This is a genomic window from Pseudomonas parakoreensis (assembly GCF_021602155.1).
GTDB lineage: Bacteria > Pseudomonadota > Gammaproteobacteria > Pseudomonadales > Pseudomonadaceae > Aquipseudomonas > Aquipseudomonas parakoreensis.
On the sequence record NZ_BQHY01000006.1, the window covers coordinates 118,007 to 142,082 of the forward strand.

22 protein-coding genes are annotated in these 24,076 nt (G+C 61.1%); 10 read left to right on the forward strand and 12 right to left on the reverse strand.

What is annotated here, in order from left to right:
- Positions 1-20 precede the first annotated feature (20 nt).
- Positions 21-797, reverse strand: coding sequence for a ferredoxin--NADP reductase (locus L6D63_RS10960; RefSeq protein ID WP_131671574.1), 777 nt, complete (start codon positions 795-797; stop codon positions 21-23).
- Between the two features lie 336 nt (positions 798-1,133).
- Between L6D63_RS10960 and L6D63_RS10965 the strand changes: the two genes are divergently transcribed.
- The gene (locus L6D63_RS10965; protein WP_095668268.1) at positions 1,134-1,856 is read left to right on the forward strand and encodes an autoinducer binding domain-containing protein; all 723 of its coding nucleotides are present in this window, start codon (positions 1,134-1,136) and stop codon (positions 1,854-1,856) included.
- A gap of 156 nt (positions 1,857-2,012) precedes the next feature.
- Positions 2,013-3,137: a methyltransferase gene (locus L6D63_RS10970; protein ID WP_131671573.1), complete on the forward strand. Its 1,125-nt coding sequence runs from the start codon at positions 2,013-2,015 to the stop codon at positions 3,135-3,137.
- 75 nt (positions 3,138-3,212) lie between these two features.
- Here L6D63_RS10970 and L6D63_RS10975 read toward each other — a convergent pair whose 3' ends face one another.
- The 3 genes from L6D63_RS10975 to L6D63_RS10985 all read right to left on the reverse strand — a co-directional run bounded on the left by L6D63_RS10975 (position 3,213) and on the right by L6D63_RS10985 (position 5,918).
- Positions 3,213-3,380 (reverse strand): DUF2474 domain-containing protein, encoded by a 168-nt coding sequence (locus L6D63_RS10975; RefSeq protein WP_080963309.1) that lies wholly within the window; start codon positions 3,378-3,380, stop codon positions 3,213-3,215.
- A gap of 84 nt (positions 3,381-3,464) precedes the next feature.
- Entirely contained in the window at positions 3,465-4,472 is a 1,008-nt protein-coding gene (gene cydB / locus L6D63_RS10980) for a cytochrome d ubiquinol oxidase subunit II (RefSeq protein WP_007963753.1), read from the reverse strand.
- Positions 4,473-4,475: 3 nt separating this feature from the next.
- The gene (locus L6D63_RS10985; RefSeq protein ID WP_131671572.1) at positions 4,476-5,918 is read right to left on the reverse strand and encodes a cytochrome ubiquinol oxidase subunit I; all 1,443 of its coding nucleotides are present in this window, start codon (positions 5,916-5,918) and stop codon (positions 4,476-4,478) included.
- Between the two features lie 545 nt (positions 5,919-6,463).
- On the opposite strand from L6D63_RS10985, the gene L6D63_RS10990 reads away from it, so the two are divergent.
- Positions 6,464-7,702 carry an MFS transporter gene (locus L6D63_RS10990; RefSeq protein ID WP_121187301.1) on the forward strand — a complete coding sequence of 413 codons (1,239 nt, stop codon included), beginning with the start codon at positions 6,464-6,466 and terminating at the stop codon, positions 7,700-7,702.
- 6 nt (positions 7,703-7,708) lie between these two features.
- On the opposite strand, the gene L6D63_RS10995 is transcribed toward L6D63_RS10990, so the two are convergent.
- Entirely contained in the window at positions 7,709-8,260 is a 552-nt protein-coding gene (locus L6D63_RS10995) for a DJ-1 family glyoxalase III (RefSeq protein WP_047296703.1), read from the reverse strand.
- Positions 8,261-8,326: 66 nt separating this feature from the next.
- Positions 8,327-8,776, reverse strand: coding sequence for a DUF4879 domain-containing protein (locus L6D63_RS11000; protein WP_131671571.1), 450 nt, complete (start codon positions 8,774-8,776; stop codon positions 8,327-8,329).
- Between the two features lie 224 nt (positions 8,777-9,000).
- On the opposite strand from L6D63_RS11000, the gene L6D63_RS11005 reads away from it, so the two are divergent.
- The 4 genes from L6D63_RS11005 to L6D63_RS11020 all read left to right on the forward strand — a co-directional run bounded on the left by L6D63_RS11005 (position 9,001) and on the right by L6D63_RS11020 (position 12,943).
- Entirely contained in the window at positions 9,001-10,296 is a 1,296-nt protein-coding gene (locus tag L6D63_RS11005; protein ID WP_047296708.1) for an NCS2 family permease, read from the forward strand.
- Complete coding sequence (gene trmA / locus L6D63_RS11010; RefSeq protein WP_041065191.1) at positions 10,293-11,372, forward strand: tRNA (uridine(54)-C5)-methyltransferase TrmA; 1,080 nt, start codon at positions 10,293-10,295, stop codon at positions 11,370-11,372. Before L6D63_RS11005 ends, trmA begins: the two co-directional genes overlap by 4 nt.
- A gap of 270 nt (positions 11,373-11,642) precedes the next feature.
- Complete coding sequence (gene aroQ, locus L6D63_RS11015) at positions 11,643-12,092, forward strand: type II 3-dehydroquinate dehydratase (protein ID WP_025108744.1); 450 nt, start codon at positions 11,643-11,645, stop codon at positions 12,090-12,092.
- Positions 12,089-12,943 (forward strand): shikimate dehydrogenase, encoded by an 855-nt coding sequence (locus tag L6D63_RS11020; RefSeq protein WP_095668263.1) that lies wholly within the window; start codon positions 12,089-12,091, stop codon positions 12,941-12,943. The genes aroQ and L6D63_RS11020 overlap by 4 nt, the downstream gene beginning before the upstream one ends.
- A 79-nt stretch (positions 12,944-13,022) precedes the next feature.
- Here the strand turns inward: L6D63_RS11020 and L6D63_RS11025 are convergent, their stop codons facing one another.
- Positions 13,023-13,700, reverse strand: a complete 678-nt coding sequence (locus L6D63_RS11025) for a TetR/AcrR family transcriptional regulator (protein WP_007963740.1) — start codon at positions 13,698-13,700, stop codon at positions 13,023-13,025.
- A gap of 102 nt (positions 13,701-13,802) precedes the next feature.
- The gene (quiC, locus tag L6D63_RS11030) at positions 13,803-15,704 is read right to left on the reverse strand and encodes a 3-dehydroshikimate dehydratase QuiC (RefSeq protein WP_131671570.1); all 1,902 of its coding nucleotides are present in this window, start codon (positions 15,702-15,704) and stop codon (positions 13,803-13,805) included.
- Positions 15,705-16,047: 343 nt separating this feature from the next.
- On the opposite strand from quiC, the gene L6D63_RS11035 reads away from it, so the two are divergent.
- A complete protein-coding gene (locus L6D63_RS11035; RefSeq protein ID WP_086792894.1) occupies positions 16,048-17,385 on the forward strand; it encodes an MFS transporter in 1,338 nt (445 codons plus the stop codon).
- A gap of 128 nt (positions 17,386-17,513) precedes the next feature.
- Here the strand turns inward: L6D63_RS11035 and L6D63_RS11040 are convergent, their stop codons facing one another.
- The 4 genes from L6D63_RS11040 to L6D63_RS11055 form a co-directional block, all read right to left on the reverse strand.
- On the reverse strand, positions 17,514-18,392 hold the full coding sequence (locus tag L6D63_RS11040) for a DMT family transporter (protein ID WP_047296716.1): 879 nt from the start codon (positions 18,390-18,392) through the stop codon (positions 17,514-17,516).
- 64 nt (positions 18,393-18,456) lie between these two features.
- Complete coding sequence (locus L6D63_RS11045; RefSeq protein ID WP_095668259.1) at positions 18,457-19,272, reverse strand: sugar phosphate isomerase/epimerase family protein; 816 nt, start codon at positions 19,270-19,272, stop codon at positions 18,457-18,459.
- Positions 19,273-19,274: 2 nt separating this feature from the next.
- Positions 19,275-20,336, reverse strand: coding sequence for a Gfo/Idh/MocA family protein (locus L6D63_RS11050; RefSeq protein ID WP_121187316.1), 1,062 nt, complete (start codon positions 20,334-20,336; stop codon positions 19,275-19,277).
- Positions 20,337-20,565: 229 nt separating this feature from the next.
- Positions 20,566-21,342 (reverse strand): IclR family transcriptional regulator, encoded by a 777-nt coding sequence (locus tag L6D63_RS11055; protein WP_047296719.1) that lies wholly within the window; start codon positions 21,340-21,342, stop codon positions 20,566-20,568.
- Between the two features lie 176 nt (positions 21,343-21,518).
- Between L6D63_RS11055 and L6D63_RS11060 the strand changes: the two genes are divergently transcribed.
- Together L6D63_RS11060 and L6D63_RS11065 are read left to right on the forward strand one after the other, a co-directional pair.
- Positions 21,519-23,258, forward strand: a complete 1,740-nt coding sequence (locus tag L6D63_RS11060; RefSeq protein WP_236170328.1) for an FAD-dependent oxidoreductase — start codon at positions 21,519-21,521, stop codon at positions 23,256-23,258.
- A complete protein-coding gene (locus L6D63_RS11065; protein WP_131671568.1) occupies positions 23,242-24,075 on the forward strand; it encodes an aldo/keto reductase in 834 nt (277 codons plus the stop codon). The genes L6D63_RS11060 and L6D63_RS11065 overlap by 17 nt, the downstream gene beginning before the upstream one ends.
- The last annotated feature ends 1 nt before the right edge of the window (position 24,076 follow it).

Sequence of the window (24,076 nt, forward strand, 5' to 3'; positions counted from 1 at the left end):
CGCCTGATGGCGCCGTTTTTTTACCAGTAATTTTCCACCGCCACCTGACCGGGCCGCCGCGTCAGGCTCAGGCTCATGTGGCGTTTCTTCAGCAACGCCCGGGTGTCATCGATCATCTGCGGATTGCCGCACAGCATGACACGCGAGTGCTCAGGGGTCAGTTTCACGCCGGCTTCACGTTCCAGTTCGCCGCTTTCGATCAACGTGGTGATGCGACCGTGCAAGGCGCCAGGCCCTTGTTCGCGGGTAACCGTGGGGATGAACCGTAATTTATGGGCATGCTCTGCCAGGTAATCACGTGTGGAAAGCTCAGCGATCAATGATTGATAGGCCAGCTCCCTTGCCTCGCGCACGCTGTACACCAGAATAATTCGCTCGAAACGCTCCCACACTTCGAAGTCCTGCAGGATCGACAGAAACGGTGCCACGCCGGTCCCTGTGGATAACAACCACAGATCCCGGCCGTCGACAAAACGATCCAGCGTCAGGTAACCAAAGGCCTGGCGCTCCACCAGCACGGTATCGCCGACCTGTAACCGGCTCAGTTCGCTGGTGAATTCGCCACCCGGCACCACGATAGAGAAGAACTCGAGAAAGTCGTCGAAGGGTGAAGAAACCATCGAGTAGGCACGCCACACCGTGCTGCCATCCGCCTTGGTCACGCCCAGGCGAGCGAATTGTCCTGCGCGGAACCTGAAACCTGTATCGCGCGTAGTGCGCAACGTGAACAGGCTGGGGGTCAAGGGCTGCACGTCGAGCAAGGTCTGGGCAGTAAACTTTTCTGCACTGACAGTCATGGGCCACTCCACTGTAAAGAACCCAGACAGTTTCGCGCAAACTGACACTGTAAACACCACTGTTTTTGTAATGTCTTTTCATTTAGCTAGCGAACCCAATGAGACACAAACTCAGATACACCAATGGAGAAATTTTCAGATTTCAATCTGAAATTGAATGACACATTGAATACAACGCTCTACTCCGGGCTAATAACATTCTTGCAATCAAACTTCTCTGCAAAGAGCAAAAAAGTTCAACGCCAACTGTAGGACATGTCCTAAACTCGGTTGCGTGATGGATTCATTGGATCCAAACAGCCCAGCGCGTAAAAACGATTTCACGGAGCGTTTGTGATGGAAATGTGGAAGGAGTCGCAATTAAAGCAACTGACTTTCGCGAGAGAAATAGAGACTGCTTATCCGATCCTGCTGAGATTCGCTCAAAACATAGGCTTCAACTTTTGTGCCATCTCTTTGACATCAAATAATCGGAACGCCGACTTTAAAGCCTTGCAAATCAACAACTACCCCACGCAGTGGAACAAACTTTATGAACAGGAAAGCTACAGCAAAATCGACCCGATAGTTACGCATTGCAGCCAATCCATGCAGCCCATTGTCTGGAGCGAAGCGTTGTTCTCGCAGACGCCAGCATTGTGGAGCGCTCAACAGAAATACGGTTTGCGGCACGGCTGGTCGCAGTCGTTCCACCATGACGCCACCGGGTTGTGCAGCACACTTAGTCTGTGCAGAAAAAATGGTCCGCTAAGCCCACTCGAGTTGTACGAGCATTTTGGCTACATGTTTTACGCGACCAGTCATCTTAGTAATCTGTTTGCCAGAAACCTGCCCAAACCACCGGAAAAACCAGCCCGACCCCATCTGTCGCCGCGGGAGCTGGAAGTATTGAAGCTGTCGGCCGTTGGCAAGACAGCCTATGAGATCGCCAGGATCCTCTGCCTGAGCGAGCGAACGGTGAACTATCACGTGCAGAACATCATCCTGAAACTCGACGTTTGCAACAAAATCTCAGCGGTCTCTGCCGCCCAGCAATTGGGCCTGCTCAGCGCCAGTTAACACTAAATCCCGCGGGCAATCGGCCGGGAAAAAACGTACCATTTGCGACCTTCCTGAGTGATGACGTGCACTGCACGCCGCAGTCCACTCGGACGGTTCCGCCGCGCTATGCCCAAGGCAGCGGGCCACCCGTTGATTAATCAGAGTCCCCGCCCCATGCCTTTGCTCGACACGCCCTTCGCCCAACTCGACCTGATCCGCCAGCCCGAGCAGCAGAATGAACCGCTGCAAGCCTTCGATGCGGCTGACGAGTACCTGCTCAATCATCTGGCCGCGCAACAACCGGCGGCAGACACTCGGGTATTGGTACTCAATGACAGCTTCGGGGCCTTGGCAGCGAGTCTGGCGGGCAAGGTTCAGGTCAGCAGCAGCGGCGATTCGTTTCTCGCGTTCCAGGGGCTGGAAAAGAACCTGGTACGCAACGGCCTGGCATTTGATGCCGTGCGAGGGATTGCGGCGAGTGAGCCGTTGGTCGGGCCGTTCGACAGGGTGTTGATCCGCGTCCCCAAGACGCTCGCACTGCTGGAAGAGCAACTGATCCGTCTGCAAGGGCAACTGGCCCCCGGCGCCGAAGTGGTGGCAGCGGCCATGGTCAAACACTTGCCGCGCGCCGCCGGTGATCTGCTGGAGCGTTACATTGGCCCGGTACACGCGTCACTGGCAGTAAAAAAGGCTCGCCTGCTGATCGCGACTCCCGAGGCCAAGGCCCCGGCGACCTCGCCCTACCCGTCGCGCTACCAGCTCGACGAGCCGGCCATCGAATTGCTCAACCACGCCAACGTGTTCTGCCGTGAGGGCCTGGACATCGGCACCCGGGCCTTTCTCCCGCACCTGCCCAAAAACCTCGGCAGCGCCCGGGTCGCCGACCTTGGCTGCGGCAACGGCGTACTGGCCATCGCCAGCGCGCTGCGCAACCCTGACGCACACTACACGCTGGTCGACGAATCGTTCATGGCCGTGCAATCGGCTGCGGAGAACTGGCGCGCCGCGCTCGGCGAACGCGAAGTGATCGTGCGCGCCGGCGATGGTCTGGCCGGGCAGGAGCCGCAATCGCTGGACGTGGTGCTGTGCAATCCGCCGTTCCATCAACAGCAAGTGGTCGGCGATTTCCTCGCCTGGCGCATGTTCCAGCAGGCCCGCGACGCACTGGTGGTGGGCGGTGCGTTGTACATCGTCGGCAACCGGCACCTGGGTTATCACAGCAAGCTGGCGCGGCTGTTCCGTGGCGTTGAGCAAGTGGCGGCCACGCCGAAATTCGTGATTCTCAAAGCCCGCAAGTAAACCATCAGGCAAAAAAAACCCTCCGCGGTACAGAGGGTCATAAAACCGTGCCCAAGGGCAACGGGACGGGATGTCTCAGTGTGTGGTCAGGCCGGCCGCGCTCATGAACAGGCGCATCAGACTGGCGGCAATGAACAGCGCGCCGACGCTACCGATCCAGATCAGGGCCAACCAGCCGAGCCGCTGCCACAGCGGCTTTTTTTCGGCTTCTTCAATCTCGTGCAGGGAATGTTTGCCGTTCATTGCATCGCTCCTCCATCAGGCGATGACGTCGCCAGGGACGCCATCGCGAGCAGGCTCGCTCCCACAGGTGTGCGGGGCGGCAGTCTAGTGGTAACCGTCTTCATGGGTAACCTTGCCGCGGAACACGTAGTAGCTCCAGAAGGTATAACCCAGGATGAACGGGATGATGAACAGCGTACCGACCAGCATGAAGCCCTGGCTTTGCGGCGGTGCGGCGGCGTCCCAGATCGAGATCGACGGCGGCACGATGTTCGGCCACAGGCTGATGCCCAGACCGCTGTAACCGAGGAAAATCAGCACCAGGGTCAGCAGGAACGGCATGTAGTTGGCGTTGCGTGCCACCGCGCGGATCAGCCCGTACAAGGTGACCAGCACCAGAATCGGCACCGGCATGAACCAGAACAGATTCGGCATGCTGAACCAGCGAGTGGCAATTTCCGGATGCGCCAGCGGCGTCCACAGGCTGACGATACCGATCACGGCGAGCAGCACGAACGCCAGCGGCCGCGCCAGGTTGTGCATCTGCTCCTGCAACTTGCCTTCGGTCTTCATGATCAACCAGGTACACCCGAGCAAGGCATAGGCCACCACCAGCGCGGCGCCGCAGAACAGGGTGAACGGTGTCAGCCAGTCCAGTGAACCGCCGGCGTATTGCCGATTGACCACCGGCAAACCGTCGATGAATGCCCCGAGTGCCACGCCCTGAAAGAACGTCGCCGCCACCGAGCCGCCGATGAACGCCTTGTCCCACAGGTGACGTTTGTCGTCCTTGGCCTTGAAGCGGAACTCGAACGCCACGCCGCGGAAAATCAGGCCGATCAGCATGAAGATCAGCGGCAGGTACAGCGCCGACAGCACCACCGAATAGGCCAGCGGGAACGCGCCAAACAATGCCGCGCCCCCCAGTACCAGCCAGGTTTCATTGCCGTCCCACACCGGGGCGACGGTGTTCATCATCACGTCACGGTCGGTCTTGCCCGGGATGAACGGGAAGAGAATCCCGATCCCCAGGTCGAAACCGTCCATGACCACGTACATCATGATGCCGAAGATGATGATCACGGCCCAGATCAGCGGAAGATCAATACCCATGAGTCAAATCTCCTTTTCCAGGCTGCGCGGCGAGTCAGCGTCGGCGCCTTCGTCATCGGCGGCGGACAACGGCCGCGCCGGTGTGCGTTTCTGGCCAGGACCACCTTCGTTGGTTTCCTTGCCTTCGTCGGTTTTCGGCCCTTTGCGCACCAGACGCATCATGTAGCCGAGCCCCGCACCGAACAGCGCGAAATACACCACGACGAACATGATCAGGGTGATGCTCATCTGCATGAAGCTGTGATTGGACGAAGCATCCGCCGTGCGCATCAGCCCGTAGACCACCCACGGCTGGCGACCGATCTCGGTGGTGAACCAGCCGGCGAGGATCGCGATCAGGCCGGACGGCCCCATCCACAACGCCAGATACAGGAACGGGCGCGAGGTGTAGAGCGTGTCGCGCTTGCGCAGCCACAGGCTCCACAGACCGGTAAAGATCATCAGGAAACCGAGGCCGACCATGACCCGGAACGACCAGAACACGATGGTCGAGTTCGGCCGGTCTTCAGGCGGGAACTCCTTGAGCGCCGGCACCTGCTTGTCCAGCGAGTGAGTCAGAATCAGGCTGCCGAGGTACGGGATCTCCACGGCGAATTTGGTTTTCTCTTCTTTCATGTCCGGCCAGCCGAACAGGATCAACGGGGTCGCTTCGTTGCCTTTATTCTCCCAATGGCCTTCGATCGCGGCGATTTTCGCCGGCTGGTGCTCAAGGGTGTTGAGGCCGTGGAAATCGCCGATCACCGCCTGGATCGGCGCGACGATCAGTGCCATCCACATCGCCATCGACAGCATGGTGCGGATCGCCGGGTTGTCCCTGCCGCGCAGCAAGTGCCAGGCCGCCGACGAGCCGACGAAGAACGCCGTGGCGACGAACGCTGCCGTCGCCATGTGCATCAGGCGATACGGGAACGACGGGTTGAACACGATGGCCAGCCAGTTGGTCGGGATCACTTGACCGTTGACAATCTCGAAGCCTTGCGGCGTCTGCATCCAGCTGTTGGACGCGAGAATCCAGAACGTCGAAATCAGCGTGCCGATCGCCACCATCACCGTGGAGAAAAAGTGCAGTTTTCGTCCGACCTTGTTCCAGCCGAACAGCATCACCCCGAGGAAACCAGCCTCAAGGAAGAACGCCGTGAGCACCTCATAGGTCAGCAACGGTCCGGTGACGGAACCGGCGAAGTCCGAGAAACGGCTCCAGTTGGTACCAAACTGGTAGGCCATGACCAGACCAGAGACCACACCCATGCCGAAGTTGACGGCAAAGATCTTCGACCAGAAGTGGTACAGGTCTCGGTAAGTATCGTTATGGGTTTTCAACCACAGCCCTTCGAGCACCGCCAGGTAGCTCGCCAGACCAATGGTGATGGCCGGGAACAGGATGTGGAACGAGATGGTGAATGCGAACTGAATTCGGGCGAGATCGAGCGCCTCTAAACCGAACATAAGTCTTCCTCTGTCAGGTAATACCGGCGATGGGGCTTGTGGCCCCTGCACCTACTGCCCCCACGGATATTGAGTGCGGCGAATTCTGATTCGTTCTTTTTTAATAACCATCGCAACGCAGGGAGTCTGGCCGTCGGGCCACCAGACCATGGCCCGGGAGGGTCTTGATCTGGATCAAGCAACGTTAAAAGAGTAGTCCCATTTCCGAGGAAGAACGGCGTGGTCGTTTGCCGCGTGACAAGTTGCCTCAGCGCCTGGGCAACGCTCTGAAATACATGTCCCAGAGCGGCACGACCTGTAGGGAGGGGATTCATCCCCGATGGGCGGCGAAGCAGCCCCCCCTCCAATACACACTGCCTTTTGGTCGTGTCGGCAGTTTTTACGACTGCTACGCAGTCGATCGGGGATGAATCCCCTCGCCACAGGGGGATCGGCATCCAGTCCGGAGATAGATGTCTGGCTAACTAAATTTTTCGTCATGGCAACTTCCTGTTACAGACTGGTGATAACCTCACCGTTCCGCCCCGTGCCAGACCTGCCTTCAGATGCCCAGCCAAGAGCCCCTGCTGTTACGTCACCATCGTCCGTTTCTCGCGTTCTGGTTCGCCCGGATCTTCACCGCCAGTGGCTTTCAGATGCTCACGGTGGCGATCGGCTGGAATCTGTATCAGTTGACCGGCAACGTGCTCGACCTGGGTCTGGTCGGTCTGGTGGAATTCGCGCCACGGGTGCTGTTCATGCTGCACACCGGTCACGTCGCCGACCGCTATGACCGGCGCCGGGTCGCGGCGATCTGTCAGTCGTTGCAGGCGTTGATTGCCCTGGCGCTGGCCATCGGCAGTGCGACCGATCACGTGACCCGGGAAATGATCTTCGTCCTCGCCTTCCTGCTCGGCGGCGCGCGCTCCTTCGAGCTGCCGACCACCCAGGCGCTGCTGCCAAGTATCGTGCCCAGCGCCCTGTTTCCACGCGCGGTCGCCGCAGCGCAATCGGCTCAACAGTCAGCCACCATCGTCGCCCCCGCCCTCGGTGGCTTGCTTTACGCGTTTGGCAGTGTCTGGGTCTACGGCCCAACGGTGTTGCTTTACGTCATCGCCTGCACCTTGATGCTCAACCTGCCCGCGCGACAGACGCCATTGAACAAAGGCAAAGCCACGCTCGACTCGTTGCTGGCGGGCATCCGTTTCATTCGCAGCCGTCCGGACATTCTCGGAGCGATCTCACTGGACCTGTTCGCCGTGCTGCTGGGCGGCGCCACCGCGCTGCTGCCGGTGTTCGCCAAGGACATTCTGCTCACCGGGCCGTGGGGCCTGGGCCTGCTGCGTTCGGCGCCGGCGGTCGGCGCGCTGGGGATGTCGCTGTTTCTGGCGCGATTCGCCGTCGAGCGCAATGTCGGGCGCGTGATGTTCACCGCCGTCGGCGTCTTCGGCGTGGCGACCATCGCCTTCGGCCTGTCGACCTCGTTCTGGTTCTCACTGGCGGTGCTGGTGGTGCTCGGCGCGGCGGACATGATCAGCATGGTGATCCGCGCCTCCTTCGTGCAACTGGAAACCCCGGACGAAATGCGCGGCCGGGTCAGCGCGGTGAACGGCCTGTTCATCGGCGCCTCGAATCAGCTGGGCGAATTCGAATCCGGCCTCACCGCACACTGGTTCGGCACCGTCCCAGCCGTGGTGATGGGCGGGATCGGCACGCTGGTGGTCACCGGGACGTGGATCAAACTGTTCCCGACCCTGGCCAAACGCGACCGGATGCATGTGCCGGCGGAAGAGGTGAAGGTCTGAGGATCGTCACACCAACATCTCCCCCGCCACTTTCGCCCGCAACGCCTTGCCACCAAGTTGCTCGACCAGCGTCAGGGCAAACGCCAGTGCGGCGCCGGAGCCCTGGGCGGTGATGCAATTGCCGTCGACCACCACCGGTTGATCAACAAACGTACAGCCCGACAACTGGTGACTGACACTTGGCAGGCAGGTCATGCGTCGCTGGCGTAATACGCCAGCGGCTTGCAGGGCGATGGCCGGGGCTTCGGCGATGGCGGCGAACAGGCGTCCGGCGCTGGCCTGGTCCTTGAGCAATTGTTGCAGCGGCTGATGCGCCGCCAAATGTTGAGAACCGACAACCCCGCCGGGCAGGACGATCAGGTCAAACGTCTGCGCCAGTACATCGACCAGCATGCCGTCCGCCGTCAGGCGCGTACCGCGTGCGCAGGTCAGCATGCGCCGGCCTTCGATGCTGGCCGCCACCACTTCAATGCCGGCGCGGCGCAGCACGTCGATCAGGGTCACGCTGTGCAGATCATCGATGCCCTCGGCGAGGGTAATCAGGGCTCTAAAGGTCATGGGCGCTATCCGCTGAGTGATCTTTAAAGCGTAGTCAGCTTTGCCCTGCCTGTTTGCTGACAGCCGTTACTTGATGTAAAGCTGGGTCGACATCGTGTTGCGTGGCGCGTTGATCGAGGTGTTGCTGAAGCTGAACGTGCCTTCCTGCTTGCCCGCCAGATCGAAGGTATACAGCGAGCCGACCGTTTTGCTGCCGGGGGTGCATTCGGTCAGATTGCCGGTATCGAAAGCGCACACCGGGGCGCGGGTGCCATTCACTTCAAAACCGTCCAGCGTGGCGTGTGGCTGGTTCTGGCCATAGCCGATTTCCAGGACATACACCTTGATACTCGTCCCGCTGTGATTACATTGGGTTTGCGGCTGGTTATCGCCAATGTCTTCCAGGCCACAGGCCGGCGACTGGACCTTGATCACCTTCACCTCAGTCAACGGTGGCGCCGAGGCTGCCAGCACCGCCGTCGACCCGGTCATCAGCCCTGCCATTAACCCGAAAGCCTGCATCCAGCGCTTGCCCATGTGATCGCGTTTCCCCGAAAAATTCAGCGCGCAGTATGGCGCAGATAACCCTGCTACAAAACTTCGACGACGTTCGGCACCAACAACCGCCATATTCCTCACGCTGCTGGTATGATGCGCGGCTTTTTCCGGCCCACCACAAATTCCCAGGCGCTTGCGACGGTCTGTGCTTTGCTGTTGAGGTCGATACATTCACGGCGCCACGCGCGCCACGGGGAGCAGACATGCTGGAAAGGCTGTTTCAACTCAAGGCACACAACACCAACGTGCGGACCGAGATTCTGGCGGGCGTCACGACTTTCCTGGCCATGGCCTACATTCTGTTCGTCAACCCGAGCATCCTCGGCGAGACCGGCATGGACAAGGGCGCGGTGTTCGTCGCCACCTGTCTGGCAGCCGCCATCGGCTCGACCATCATGGGCCTGATCGCCAACTACCCGATCGCCCTCGCCCCGGGCATGGGCCTGAATGCGTTCTTCACTTACACCGTGGTGCTGCACATGGGCCACACCTGGCAAGTGGCGCTGGGCGCGGTGTTCATCTCGGCGGTGTGCTTCTTCCTGCTGTCGATCTTCCGCATCCGCGAATGGATCATCAACAGCATCCCGCTACCGCTGCGCTCGGCCATTGCCGCCGGTATTGGCCTGTTCCTGGCGCTGATCGCCCTGCATAACGCCGGTATCGTGGTCAGCAACCCGGCGACCATGGTCGGCCTCGGTGACCTGAAAGCCCCGGCCCCGATCCTCGCCACCCTCGGCTTCGCCCTGATCGTCGCTCTCGAAGCACTGAAAGTGCGCGGCGCGGTGCTGATCGGCATTCTGGCGGTGACCATCATTTCCATCGCCATGGGCTTCACCCCGTTCGGCGGCGTGACCTCGATGCCACCTTCGCTGGCCCCGACCTTCATGCAACTGGACATCAAGGGCGCCCTGGACATCGGTCTGGTCAGCGTGATCTTCGCCTTCCTGTTCGTCGACCTGTTCGACAACTCCGGCACCCTGATCGGCGTCGCCAAGCGCGCCGGCCTGATGGGCAAGGACGGCCACATGCCGAAAATGGGTCGTGCACTGATCGCCGACAGCACCGCGGCGATGGCCGGTTCGCTGCTGGGTACTTCGACCACCACCAGCTACATCGAATCCGCTGCGGGCGTGAGTGCCGGCGGCCGTACCGGTCTGACAGCGATCGTTGTGGCGATCCTGTTCCTGTTGGCGCTGTTCTTCTCGCCACTGGCGGCCAGCGTTCCGGCGTTCGCCACCGCACCGGCGCTGCTGTTCGTCGCCGTGCTGATGACCTCGGGCCTGGCGGAAATAGACTGGGAAGACATCACCGTTGCCGCACCGGTCGTGGTCACCGCGTTGGCGATGCCGTTCACTTACTCGATCGCCAACGGCATCGCCTTCGGTTTCATCGCCTGGACCGTGATCAAACTGCTGTCGGGGCGCGCCCGTGAGCTGAACCCGGCGCTGGTGATTCTGTCGATTCTGTTCGTGATCAAGTTGGGTTGGTTCAACGCATGACATTCGATTCCCAGGCCTACGCCACTCAGCTCGAAGACAAGGTCACGCGTTTGCGTGACCTGCTGGCCCCGTTCGATGCGCCAGAGCCAACCGTGTTCGACTCGCCGCTGCAGAACTTCCGCCTGCGCGCAGAATTTCGCCTGTGGCGCGAGGCCGGCGAACGGCACTACGCGATGTTCTCCCAGGACGACAAACGCACGCCGATCCTGATCGAAGAGTTCCCGATTGCCAGCCTGCGCATCAACCAGTTGATGCCGCAGCTCAAGGCCGCGTGGCAGGCCAGCGCGGCGCTGAGCCACAAGCTGTTCCAGGTGGAATTCCTGACCACTCTGGCCGGCGACGCGATGATTACCCTGTGCTATCACCGTCCGCTGGACGAGCACTGGCATGCGGCCGCGTCGAAGTTGGCGGCTGATCTCAACGTCAGCGTCATCGGGCGCTCCAAGGGCAAGCGCGAAGTGATCGGCCACGATTACGTGGTGGAGAAACTCGACGTCGGCGGTCGCACCTTCAGCTACCGTCAGCCGGAAGGCGCGTTCACCCAGCCCAACGGCACGGTGAACCAGAAGATGCTCAACTGGGCCTACGAAGCACTGGGCGATCGTCCTGACGATCTGCTGGAGCTGTATTGCGGCAACGGCAACTTCACCCTGCCGCTCGCCACCCGCGTGCGCAACGTGCTGGCCACCGAGATCAGCAAGACCTCGGTCAACGCCGCACTGAGCAACCTCAGCGAAAACGCTGTGGATAACGTCACGCTGGTGCGGCTGTCCGCCGAAGAGCTGACCGAAGCACTCAACGAAGTGCGCCCGTTCCGTCGCCTGCAGGGCATCGACCTGAAGAGCTACGAGTTCGGCAGCGTATTCGTCGACCCGCCGCGCGCCGGCATGGACCCGGACACCTGCGAGCTGACCCGGCGCTTTGACAACATCCTGTACATCTCCTGCAACCCGGAAACCCTGGCGGCCAACATCGCCCAACTGCACGACACGCACCGCATCAGCCGCTGCGCGATGTTCGATCAGTTCCCGTGGACGCATCACATGGAGTCCGGGGTGTTGCTGACCCGGCGTTGATGGCCAATGCCAGATGCGAGAAAGCCGTCGTGATTGACGGCTTTTTTGTGGACGCCACAAAAGATCGCAGCCTGCGGCAGCTCCTACCTCTGGAATGCAACCCTCCTGTAGGAGCTGTCGCAGGCTGCGATCTTTTGTTTTGTGCGATTAACGAACACTAAGCGCCAAGGGCAACGCCGTTCAATTGACCAAGGTAACCATCTGGTACATTTTACCTCCACAGGCTGAAACCCTCAGCCCAAGCCAAAAACAATAAGTGGAGTTTGCCCCATGCCCCCTATCGTTCTGGTGCTCAACGGCCCGAACCTGAACCTGCTCGGCACCCGTGAACCGGCAACCTACGGTCACGAAACCCTGGCCGATATCTCTGCCCTGTGCGGGCGCGCCGCCGAAGAATTCGGCCTGGCCGTGGAGTTTCGCCAGACCAATCACGAAGGCGAACTGCTCGACTGGATTCACGCGGCACGCGGCCGTTGCGCCGGGATCGTGATCAACCCGGCAGCCTGGACGCACACCTCGGTGGCGATCCGCGACGCCTTGGTCGCCAGTGAGTTGCCAGTGATCGAAGTGCACCTGTCCAACGTGCATGCCCGCGAGCCGTTCCGCCATCACTCGTTCGTCTCGGCCATCGCCACGGCGGTGATGTGCGGCTTCGGCAGCCATGGCTATCGCCTGGCTCTGGAGCATTTCAGTCAGCGACTGAAGGGGCGCGCAGCATGACCCGTAAACCGGTAATACTGGCTGGCCTGATCGGTGCGGGCATTCAAGCCTCGCGCACGCCAGCCCTGCATGAACACGAAGGCGATGCCCAAGGCTTGCGCTATCTGTATCGGCTGATCGACCTCGATCAGTTGCAACTCGACAGCAATGCCCTGCCCGACTTGCTGCAAGCCGCCGAGCGAATGAACTACACCGGCCTGAACATCACCTTCCCGTGCAAGCAGGCGATCATCCCGCTGCTCGACGAACTGTCGCCGGAAGCCCGCGGCATCGGCGCGGTCAACACCGTGGTGCTCAAGGACGGCAAACGCATCGGCCACAACACCGATTGCCTGGGTTTTGCCGAAGGTTTTCGTCGCGGCTTGCAAGATGTCGCCCGTGAGCGTGTCGTGCAGATGGGTGCCGGTGGCGCAGGCGCGGCGGTGGCCCATGCGCTGTTGAGCGAAGGCGTGCAGCAACTGAGTATTTTCGACGTCGACCGCGAGCGCGCCGAGAGTCTGGCGAACAACCTCAACCAGCATTTCGGCTCAGGTCGCGCGGTGGCCGGGCGCGATCTGCCGAGTACGCTGAATCAGGCCGATGGTCTGGTGAACACCACGCCGATGGGCATGGCCAAACTGCCGGGCATGCCCGTGCCGGTGGAGTTGCTGCGCAAGCAATTGTGGGTCGCGGAGATCGTGTACTTCCCGCTGGAAACCGAACTGCTGCGCAACGCCCGCGCCTTGGGCTGCCGCACGCTGGACGGCGGCAACATGGCGGTGTTTCAAGCGGTGAAGGCGTTTGAGCTGTTCAGCGGCGTGGTGCCGGATGCACAGCGCATGCTGGCGCATTTTCAAAGCATGAACGTTTAAAAGATCAAAAGATCGCAGCCTTCGGCAGCTCCTACAGGGCCTTGTGTAGGAGCTGCCGAAGGCTGCGATCTTTTGCTTGTCAGGGCTGCAAGTAGCGCAACACCGACTCGCAGATCATCTCGCGATGACGCTGCTTGATGCTTTCGTCCGGCAGGTCGATCTGAAAGATCTCACCGAACGTGTGGCGGTTCGAGACGCGGTAGAAGCAGAACGAGCTGATCAGCAAGTGCACATCCAGCGCGTCGAGCCCGGCGCGGAACACCCCTTCTTCAGCACCGCGGCGCAAAATCTCGCCCAGCGAATCGAGGATCGTATTGTTCATCGCCTTGATCGCATCGGAACGCTTCACGAATTCGGCGTTGTGGATGTTTTCGATGCAGACGATGCGCACGAAATCGACGTTACGGTCGTGGTGATCAAAGGTAAATTCCACCAGTCGGCGGATCGCCACCACCGGCGGCAACTCGGCCAGGTGCAGGCGGTTTTCGGTGCTGCGGATATCGCCGTAAAGCTTCTCCAGCACCTCGACGTACAACTGCTCCTTACTGCCGAAGTAGTAATAGATCATGCGTTTGGAGGTATGGATACGCTCGGCGATCGCGTCAACGCGGGCACCGGACAAACCCTGCTGGACGAACTCGACGATCGCCTCCTGCAGGATGTTCTCGCGGGTCTTTTCCGGGTTGTTCTTGCGACTCTTGCGCGGCTCGATGCCGGATTCGACGGGAGCGGCGGGGAGTTCTGAAGTCATTGTCATTGCGGGCTCACGGCCATCACTGCACAGGTGGGCGATTATGGGCCGCGCTGCACAGTGAAGGAAGCCACGCGGCCCGTGTTTAATCCCGCGTTTACGAATTTCCTACAACTTCGCCTGGCGCACCGCGCCGCTGCGTGATTTGGCCATCGCCGCCAGACGTACCGCGACGTTCGCCGCACCATAACCGGCATAGCCGTTTTTACGCTGGATGATCTCGAAGAAGAAGCGTCCCTCGAACGGCTCGGTATAAACGTGGAACAGCTCACCGCCCTGGGCATCGCGGTCGTAGAGCACGTTGTAGTACGCCAGCTCGCTGAGGAATTCATCGTCGAAATCGAAGCGCGCAGCGAGGTCGTCGTAATAGTTGAGCGGAATATCCAGCAACGGCACCCCCGCCTCTTTGGCGCGGCTGACTTCAGCGAAGATGTCGTCACAATCGAAGGCGATGTGATGCACACCCGAGCCGCGATAACTCGACAGCGCATGGGAGATCGCGGTATTGCGGTTCTCCGAGATATTCAGCGGCAAGCGGATCGAACTGTCGCGGCTGCGCAACGCGCGGCTCTTCACCAGCCCGTACGGATCGGGCAGCACCACCTCATCGTCGGCCTCGAAATCCAGCAGGCTCTTGTAGAACAGCACCCAACTGTCGAGGCTGTCGGCCGGCAGTGCCATCGCCATGTGATCGATGCGCTTGAGGCCGCCACGGGCCTGAGCGTTCGGCAGCAGATTGAAGTCGGTGCCATAGACATCCGCCGCTTCATCCACCAGATAAATCAGGCTGCCGTCCGGCGCGCGCACCGCGGCCAGTTCCAGTTCGTTGGGGCCGACCAGACCGCGATAGGGCTGGCCCTTATAGGCGACGGCGCGGGCCAGGGCGCTGGCGCTGTCCTTGACCCGCACGGCGGTGGCGCACAGCGACGGGCCGTGCGCCTCAAAGAAACTGTGGCCGAACGAATACGGTTCGGCGTTGAGGATCAGGTTGATATCGCCCTGACGCAGCAGGCTCACGCTCTTGGAGCGATGCTGCCCGGCCTTGACGAAGCCCAGGCGCTCTAGCCAGTTGCTCAGTTTGGCGCCGAGGCTTTCGTCGACAGCGAACTCCAGAAACTCAATGCCGTTGTACTCGCTGGCCGGTGGCGTTTCGAAGAGGATTTCGCGGTTGGCCACCGGCGTCGGTTGCTGCTCCAGCCGCTGACGGGTCTTCTCTTCCAGGTACAGCAGCGAACGCAGACCATCGGCGGCATTCGCTCGTGGTGGCGCGGCACGGAAGCCGTCGTTGAAAATTTCCAGCGACAACGGGCCGGTGTAACCGCTCTGGATGATCGGTGCGAGGAAGCCGGGCAGATCGAACTCACCCTGCCCCGGGAAGCAGCGGAAATGCCGGCTCCACTCCAGCACATCCATGGCGAGGATCGGCGCGTCGGCCATTTGTACGAAGAAGATCTTGTCGCCGGGAATGTCGGCGATCGCGCTTGGATCGCCTTTCAATGACAAGGTGTGAAAGCTGTCGAGCAGCACGCCAAGCGCCGGATGATCGGCCTGACGGACGATGTCCCAGACCTGTTGATACGTATTGACGTGCCGGCCCCAGGCCAGCGCTTCATAGCCGATGCGCAACCCGCGCGCGCCGGCCCGCTCGGCCAGCAGGCGCAGGTCATCGACCAGAATCTGTTGATCGCCGACGCTGTCTGCCGAGGCGTTGCTGCAGACCAGCACCAGATCGGTGCCCAGTTCCTGCATTAAATCGAACTTGCGCTCGGCCCGCTCCAGATTGCGCGCCAGCCGATCACGCCGGCAACCCTCGAAGTCGCGAAACGGCTGGAACAGCGTGATCGCAATGCCTAGGTCAGCGCACATCTGCCTGATTTCCCGCGGGCTGCCGTCGTAATACAGAAGATCGTTCTCGAAAATCTCGACCCCGTCGAACCCGGCGGCGGCAATGGCTTCGAGCTTTTCCGGCAGGGTGCCGCTCAGGGAAACGGTGGCAATTGAACGCTGCATGTTTCTACTCCCGATGGGGATCGTCTTGTCACGCGCCTCTGTAGGAGCTGCCGAAGGCTGCGATCTTTTGATCTTCACAAACAAAGATCGCGGCCTTCGGCAGCGCCTGCAGAGGTACGTTTTTTATCGTGAGGAAATTATTGGCTGCATCGTCTTCAGCAGCAATTTAAAGTGTACCAGCCGGTTAGTTTTGCGTGCGATTATCGAACACTATGGCGTTTCGACGAATTGACGATTTTTCGTCCACTGCCCACCATCGACTCCACATTGAGTCCGGATATGAACCTTCGGTCGCAGTGCGTGCAAACAACACCACATAACAAATTCAAAAACGGGTGGAACAATGATTCCTTCACAGACTTCCCGCATGGCTCCGGCCATGAGCACTGCCACGGGTGGCATCGGCGACAAGATCCGCGGCGCCATGGCCGTCGGCAAGACCCGTTGGGGCATGCTGGCGCTGGTGTTTTTCGCCACGACCCTGAACTACATCGACCGCGCCGCCCTCGGCGTCATGCAGCCCATTCTTGCCAAGGAAATGAGCTGGACGGCGATGGATTACGCCAACATCAACTTCTGGTTTCAGGTCGGCTACGCGATCGGCTTCGTCCTGCAGGGACGCCTGATCGACCGGGTCGGCGTGAAGCGCGTGTTCTTCTGCGCGGTGCTGCTCTGGAGCCTGGCCACCGGTGCCCACGGTCTGGCGACGTCGGCCGTCGGCTTCATGGTCTGCCGGTTTATCCTCGGCCTGACCGAAGCGGCCAATTACCCGGCCTGCGTGAAAACCACGCGCCTGTGGTTCCCGGCCGGCGAACGCGCGGTGGCCACCGGCATCTTCAACGCCGGGACCAACGTCGGCGCGATGTTCACGCCGATGCTGCTGCCGCTGATTCTCCACGTCTGGGGCTGGCAGGCGGCGTTCCTCTGCATGTCGGCATTGGGCGGGATCTGGCTGCTGTTCTGGGGCTTGAAATACTTCAACCCGGAAGACCATCCGAGCGTCAAACAGTCGGAGCTGGAATACATCCAGAAAGAAGTCGAACCGGAACAGGCCCGCGTCCCGTTCTCACGCATCCTGCGCATGCGCGGCACCTGGGCGTTCGCCCTCGCCTATTCGCTGACGGCGCCGGTGTTCTGGTTCTACCTGTATTGGTTGCCGCCGTTTCTCAATCAGCAATACAACCTGGGCATCAACGTCACCCAGATGGGTATTCCGCTGATCATCATCTACGTGACGGCCGACTTCGGCAGCGTCGGTGGCGGCATTCTGTCTTCGTTCCTGATCGGTCGCGGCATGAACTCGATCAAGGCGCGACTGCTGTCGATGTTCCTGTTCGCCTGCTGCATCATCGGTGTGATCATGGCGGCCGGCTCGAGCAACCTGTGGGTCGCCGTCGCGGCAATCTCCCTGGCGATCGGCGCGCATCAGGCCTGGACCGCGAACATCTGGAGCCTGGTGATGGACTACACGCCCAAGCACATGATGAGCACGGTGTTCGGTTTCGGCGGCATGTGCGCAGCGATTGGCGGGATGTTCATGACCCAGATCGTCGGCCACATCCTGACCGTCACCAACAACAACTACACGGTGCTGTTCACGCTGATCCCGGCGATGTACTTCATTGCGCTGACCTGGATGTACTTCATGGCACCGCGCAAGATTCCTGACGTCACCGAATAACTGGCCCGTACCACGTCCCCCTGTGGGAGCGGGCTTGCTCGCGAAAGCGCCCAGTCAGTCACTGAAGATGCCGACTGAAACGACGCCTTCGCGAGCAAGCTCGCTCCCACAGGGTTTATGTCTCTGTCTCACCTACGGCTCTGCTGCCACGCCGCCGCCAGGCCGCTGCAACAGATCACCACAATGCCGATCACCGTCAACAGGCTCGGCGTGTGATTGAACACCACCCAGCCCAACAGCCCGGCAAACACGATCTGACAGTAACCGAACGGCGCCAGCAATGCCGGCGCGGCGTGCCGAAACGCCTGGGTCAGAAACAGGTGCGCGGTCATCCCGCAACTGCCCAGCGCCAGCATCAGTGCGGCGTGCGTCAACGTCGGCACCTGCCAGAAGAACGGCACCAGCGCACTCATCACCAACGTGTTGCACAGACCGGCAAAGAAGTTGCTGGTGGTCGGGCTATCGACCTCACTGAGCTTGCGCGTCAGCAGTTGATAGAAGCAGAAAAACAACGCCGAGCAGAACGGCAGCAGCACCGCCGGAGTGAACAGTTCACCGCCCGGGTGAACGATGATCAGCACGCCGATGAATCCGCAGATCACCGCAATCCATTGCCCGCGCGTTACCCGTTCCTTGAGCAACGGCACCGACAATGCCGTCACCAGCACTGGCGCAAGAAAGTTGACCGCCGTGGCCTCGGCCAGCGGGATGTACAACAGCGCCGTGGTGAAAAAGAGACTGGTGCCGAGCAGACACAGCGCCCGCGCCAACTGCCACAACGGCCGTTTGGTGCGCAGCACGCGCAGCCCCGATTGCGGCAGGAAGATCCCCGCCATCAGCAAGGTGTGCACCAGATAACGCGCCCATACCACCATGACGATCGGGTAGAAACCCGAGAGGTATTTCGACAGCGCATCGTGGCTGGAGAACAGAAAAGTCGCCACGACAATCAGCAAAATCCCCTTGAAGGGTTGGTTGACACCGGAGAGCGGGGTGCTGACGGTCATTGGATATCTCTGAAGGAAAAATAAACAGTGGCGAGGACGCTGGCGCCCCGCCACCCACACTGACTTACAACTGCGCCAACAATTCCCGCGTCCTGTCGAGCGCCCTCTGCGCTCGTTGCAATCCGCTGACGCCCTGCTCCAGCAGTTTTACCGTGGGGATCTCCAGGCTCAATGGAATATTAGCTGGCAGACTGCGCAACAAACCGTGCAGGTCGCAATCGCCCTCGCCGGGAAACCGCCGCTCGTTGCGCGCCTGACGCAAGATCTCGGCCATGTCCGCCGGTCTCGGCCCCGCCACATCGCACAATTGCGCATAACGCAGGCGCGCCGGTGCGACGCTGGCCAGATCCTCCAGCCGTGAGCCGGAGCGATCGAAATGAAAGGCATCGACCAGCACCGCGGCATTTTCCCGATCGGCATTGGCGACGATGCGCAACGCCTGTTCGAGGTTGCACGCATCGGTCCAGGGCATGAACTCCAGATGCGGGTGCAAACCGTAAGGCGCCGCCAGATCACACAGCGCGGCAAAGTTGTCGGTGAGCCGTTGCTCGTCAGGATCATTGCCGGCGACGAGTAATTCACTGGCGCCAAACTCCGCGCCGACGGCCAGCAGCTTCTCGAAATCGGCGACCACGGTGTGCGGTTTCAGGCGCAGGATTTCCACGTCGAGCACCGCGATGCCAGTGTCGCGCAAACGCCTCAATGTCTGCCGCCGCAGATCACCATCGGCCACCAGCGGAAAGTGATACTCCTCCGGCGTCGCCGGTTCCAGGCGCAGGCCGACATGGCTGTAACCGGCACGCACCGCGACCTCGATCATTTGCGGTGGCGACAATTCGAGTACGGTGAGACTGGCCAGAGACAGGATTCGTTCGTCCATGTTCAAGCCTCGACCGCTGCCGGAGAACAGGCACGGCCGCTGGCCGCCGCTTCACGAATCGCCTCGACCAGCGCCAGGGTTCGCGCGGCATCGGCGGCACTGACCAAGGGTTCGACTTCACGCCGCGCGACCTGCACAAAATGTTGCAGCTGCAAACGCAACGCGTCCCCGCCCTCACACTGTTCTTGCAGCGCGATCAGCGGTTCGTGCCAGCCGGCATCGACCTGATCGGCAGGGTAATGCCAACGCTTGAGTTGCGGAATGCTTAACGCTCCGGCAGTGCCCGCCAGCAAATAACACGGCTGATCGGCCTGACGCGGGTAAACCGGGTTCTCTGCGGAATTCAGCTCCCAGCTCCACGGCGCGGCGACCGCATCGGAACCGCTCAGCGTCCCCAGTGCACCGCCGGCAAATTGCAGTAACACCGCGACGCTGTCTTCGTTGGCAAAACCCCGCACCGCGTTGTCCGTGACGGCCTGCACCGACTGCACCTCCCCGCACAGGTGACGCAGCAGATCGAGGTCGTGAATCAGGTTGGTCAGCAACAGGCCCGCGCCCGGCTCACGGCGCCACGGGACCTCGAAATAGCGGTCGGGTTTGCGTAACTGGAACAGCGCAGTAACCATGGTCAGCCGCCCGAGCGCGCCGCTGCGCAGCAATTGGTGGGCACGCACGATCAACGGATTGTGCCGCCGATGATGGCCGACCAGCACCGGCACGCCGCTGCGTTTGACCGCCGCCACCAGTTTGCGCACCTCATCCCTGTTCACGCCCACCGGTTTCTCCAACAGCACCGGCACGCCGGCGGCGAGGCAATCCAGCGCCGTGCTGACGTGCTGATTATTCGGGTTGGCCACAATCACCGCATCGGGCCGCACCTGCTCCAGCATCTGCCGATGATCGGCGAAATACGCCACGCCCCACTGCGCCGCCAGCGCGGGAGCCTGCGGGCCGGGATCGGCCACTGCACACAACCGGGCTTCATCGAGGGTTTGCAAGTGCTGGTAATGCTGTTGGCCCATGTTGCCGGCGCCGATCAGGGCGATACGAAGGGGCGGAGTCAAGGCGCGATCCTCTTGTGATTGTTGTCGGAAATGTCACTCCAGTAACAATCTAGAACTGCGTTCCAGAATCAAACACCCACTAATGGAAAATCCGTGCGAACACCGCACAATTTCGTACACGACGCTCAACCTGTAGGAGCTGCCGCCGGCTGCGATCTTTTGCTCTTGATCTGAAAAACAAAGTCAAAAGATCGCAGCCTGCGGCAGCTCCTACAAAGATCGGCGCGGGTCAGACAAACAATTCAGACGCCAGGCTCGCCGCCGACAACTCCTCGGTGAACTTCATCAGCAACGGCGCCAGTTCATGCAGCCGTGCGCCAGGCATCCGCGCGCTTGGCCCGGCGATGCTCAGTACGCCGATCACCCGGCCGTCAACGGGGTGCTTGACCACCGCGGCAATCGCCGAAGTGCCCACCGCCGAACTTTCCTCGACGCAGGCATAACCCTGCTCCCGCGCCAGCCGCAGGCGCTCCAGCAATTCGATATTGGAGCGCGGCGCATTCGGCCCAATGCCCACTGGCACTTCCGCGCCCTGGCGCTCGACCAGCGACAAGGCTTCGGCGTCGCTCATGCAGGCCAGCCACGCGTGCCCGGAGGCGGTGTAGAACAACGGCGCGTCGCGGCCCATGTCCGGGTCATAACGCAGGCCCGTCCGGGCGCCCTGCGCCTTGGCGATCCAGGTCTGGCGCTCGCCATCGATCACTCCCAGACGCACCAGCTCACCGGTTTCCTGCGCCAGTCGATCCAGCACCGGTTGCACGATGTCGGCACCGCTGCTCGCCAGATACTGAAACCCCATCGCCACCAGTTTGGTCGACAAGTGATAGCGCAGAGTGTCTGCATTCTGCCGTACGTAACCCAGCCGAATCAGCTCGGCGAGCATACGGTGAGTGGCGCTTTTCGGGATGTCGAGCTGCTCGGCCAGGGTCTGCATCGGCAGCCCGCGCGGCTCACTGGTGAGGCTTTCCAGCACACTGAAAACCCGTTCGATCTGACTGCCGGCCATGGGAAGATCCAAATGAAATTTCGCCGATTCTAAAAGACATCCGAGACAAAGGGAAATCCGGAACCGGCAGTGCGATAACCGCCCACTTTACGGAAACAGGTCTTGTGGCAGACGCGCTTCATTCGCTAATTTCTGGAATCCAATTCCAATAAAATCCAGTTGCGGAGCTTTGCTTGATGCCTGCCGAACTTCCCGAAATCGACTGCGACGTGCTGGTCGTCGGCTCCGGCGCTGCCGGTTTATCCACAGCGGTCACTGCCGCCTGGCACGGTCTGAAAGTCATCGTGGTTGAAAAGGATCCGCTGTTCGGTGGTGCCACGGCGTGGTCCGGCGGCTGGGCGTGGGTACCGTGCAATCCACTGGCGCGACGTGCCGGCATCGTCGAAGACATCGAGCAACCGCGCACGTACCTGCGCCACGAACTCGGCGAGCATTACGACCCGTCCATGGTCGACGCCTTCCTCACTGCCGGACCACAGATGGTCGCGTTTTTCGAACAGCACACCGCTTTGCAATTTGCCGACGGCAACGCCATCGCCGACATCCATGGCGATACGCCGGGCGCTGGCACGGGCGGGCGCTCGGTCATCGCGGCGCCTTACGACGGACGCCAAGTCGGACGCCTGCTCAAGCGCCTGCGTACAACGATGCGCGAAACGTCCTTCATGGGCATGCCGATCATGGCCGGCGCCGACCTTTCGGCGTTCCTCAATCTGACCCGTTCGCTGAAAGCGGCTTGGCATGTAACCCGTCGTTTTACCCGACACATGCTGGATCTGGCGGTACACGGCCGGGCCATGCAACTGGTCAACGGGGTGGCGCTGGTCGCAAGGCTGGCGAAATCCGCCGAGGACCTTGGCGTCCTGTTATGGGAGTCGGCCCCGGTGAGCGAACTGCTGCGCAATGAAGCAAGGGTTTGCGGCGCCGTGATCAACAGCGCAAGAGGCCCGATCCGCGTCCATGCACACAAAGCCGTGGTGCTGGCCGCCGGCGGTTTCGCCAATGACATCGAGCGGCGCAAGGCCCTGTTTCCGCGTACGCCCACAGGTCATGAACACTGGGCACTGCCACCGCTGGCAGTCAACGGCGATGGCCTGCGTCTGGGCGAAAGCGTCGGTGCCACGGTCAACACCGACCTGGCGTCGCCCGTGGCCTGGGCGCCGGTCTCGCAAGTACCCCATGCCGACGGCAGCATCGGCCATTTCCCGCACATCATCGAGCGCGGCAAACCGGGAATCATCGGTGTACTGCGCAACGGCCAGCGTTTCGTCAATGAAGCCAATGGTTACTTCGACTACGTCAGCGCCATGGTTGCCGCCACCCCGGAAGGCGAGGAAGTCGCCTCGTGGCTGATCTGCAGCCGCGCCTTTCAACGGCGTTATGGCCTGGGCATGTCGCGGCCATTTCCCGTTCCGCTGTCAGGATTTATCCGCAGCGGCTATCTGAAAACCGGCAACACCCTTGAAGAATTGGCCAGCGCCTGCGGTATCGATCCCGGCGGGTTGCGCCGCACTGTTGATCACTACAACTCGCATGCGCGCCTTGGCGAAGACCCGCTGTTCGGTCGCGGCGCAACGCCCTACAACCGCAAACAGGGCGATCCGGCGAACCTTCCCAACCCCTGCGTTGCCCCAATAGAGGCCGGCCCTTTTTATGCCGTGAAAGTGCAACCGGGCTGCTTCGGCACCTTTGCCGGGCTCAAGGTCAACCCGCAGGCACAAGTGCTCGACGCCCATGCCCAGCCCATCGCCGGGCTCTACGCCGCCGGTGGCGACATGGCCAGCATCATGGGCGGGCACTATCCGGCGGGCGGGATCAACCTCGGCCCGGCGCTGACGTTCGGCTACATCGCCGCCCGCCATATCGCCGGTATCACTGCTTTCGAACAGGAGATCGACCATGCAGCACATCGTTAACGCCCAGGGTTTGAACATGCCGAAACTCGGCCTCGGCACCTGGCCGATGCTCGGCGACGAATGCACTCGTGCCGTCGAGCAAGCACTGGAACTCGGCTACCGGCACATCGACACGGCAGCGGCCTACAACAACGAAGACGCGGTCGGACAAGCGTTGGCGAACACATCGACACCCCGCGAGCAGATTCATGTCACCACCAAGGTCTGGTGGGACCAGTTGCAACCCGACGCCATGCGCCACTCGATGGAACGAAGCCTCAAGGCTTTGCGCAGCGAGTACGTCGACCTGTTCATGATCCACTGGCCGAGCACTGACTGGGACTTGCCGCGCACGCTTGAAACCCTCGCATCCTTCAAGGAGCAAGGTCTGGCTCGCCACATCGGCGTGGCGAATTTTCCGCTGCCGCTGCTGCGTAAAGTCGTCGAGGAATACGCCATCCCTCTGTCCGCGATCCAGGTCGAGTACCACGTCCTCCTCGGACAAAACGCCTTGCTCGACTATGCCCGCCAACACGATCTGGCACTGACGGCCTACACGCCATTGGCGCGCAACAAGGTCTCGGACATCGCGCAGATTCAGCAGATCGCGAAAAAACACCGTGTGCTGCCGACTCAGATCGCATTGAAATGGCTGCTCGATCAGCCCAACGTCGCGGCGATTCCCAAGGCCAGCAGCCGCGCCAATCAACTGGCGAACCTGGCTTCGCTGCAGGTTGAACTGGACGCTGAAGACCGCGCACTGATCGCCGCACTGCCGAAAAATCAGCGTCAGGTCAGCCCGGACTTCGCCCCGGTGTGGGACGCCTTCGATCGCTGAC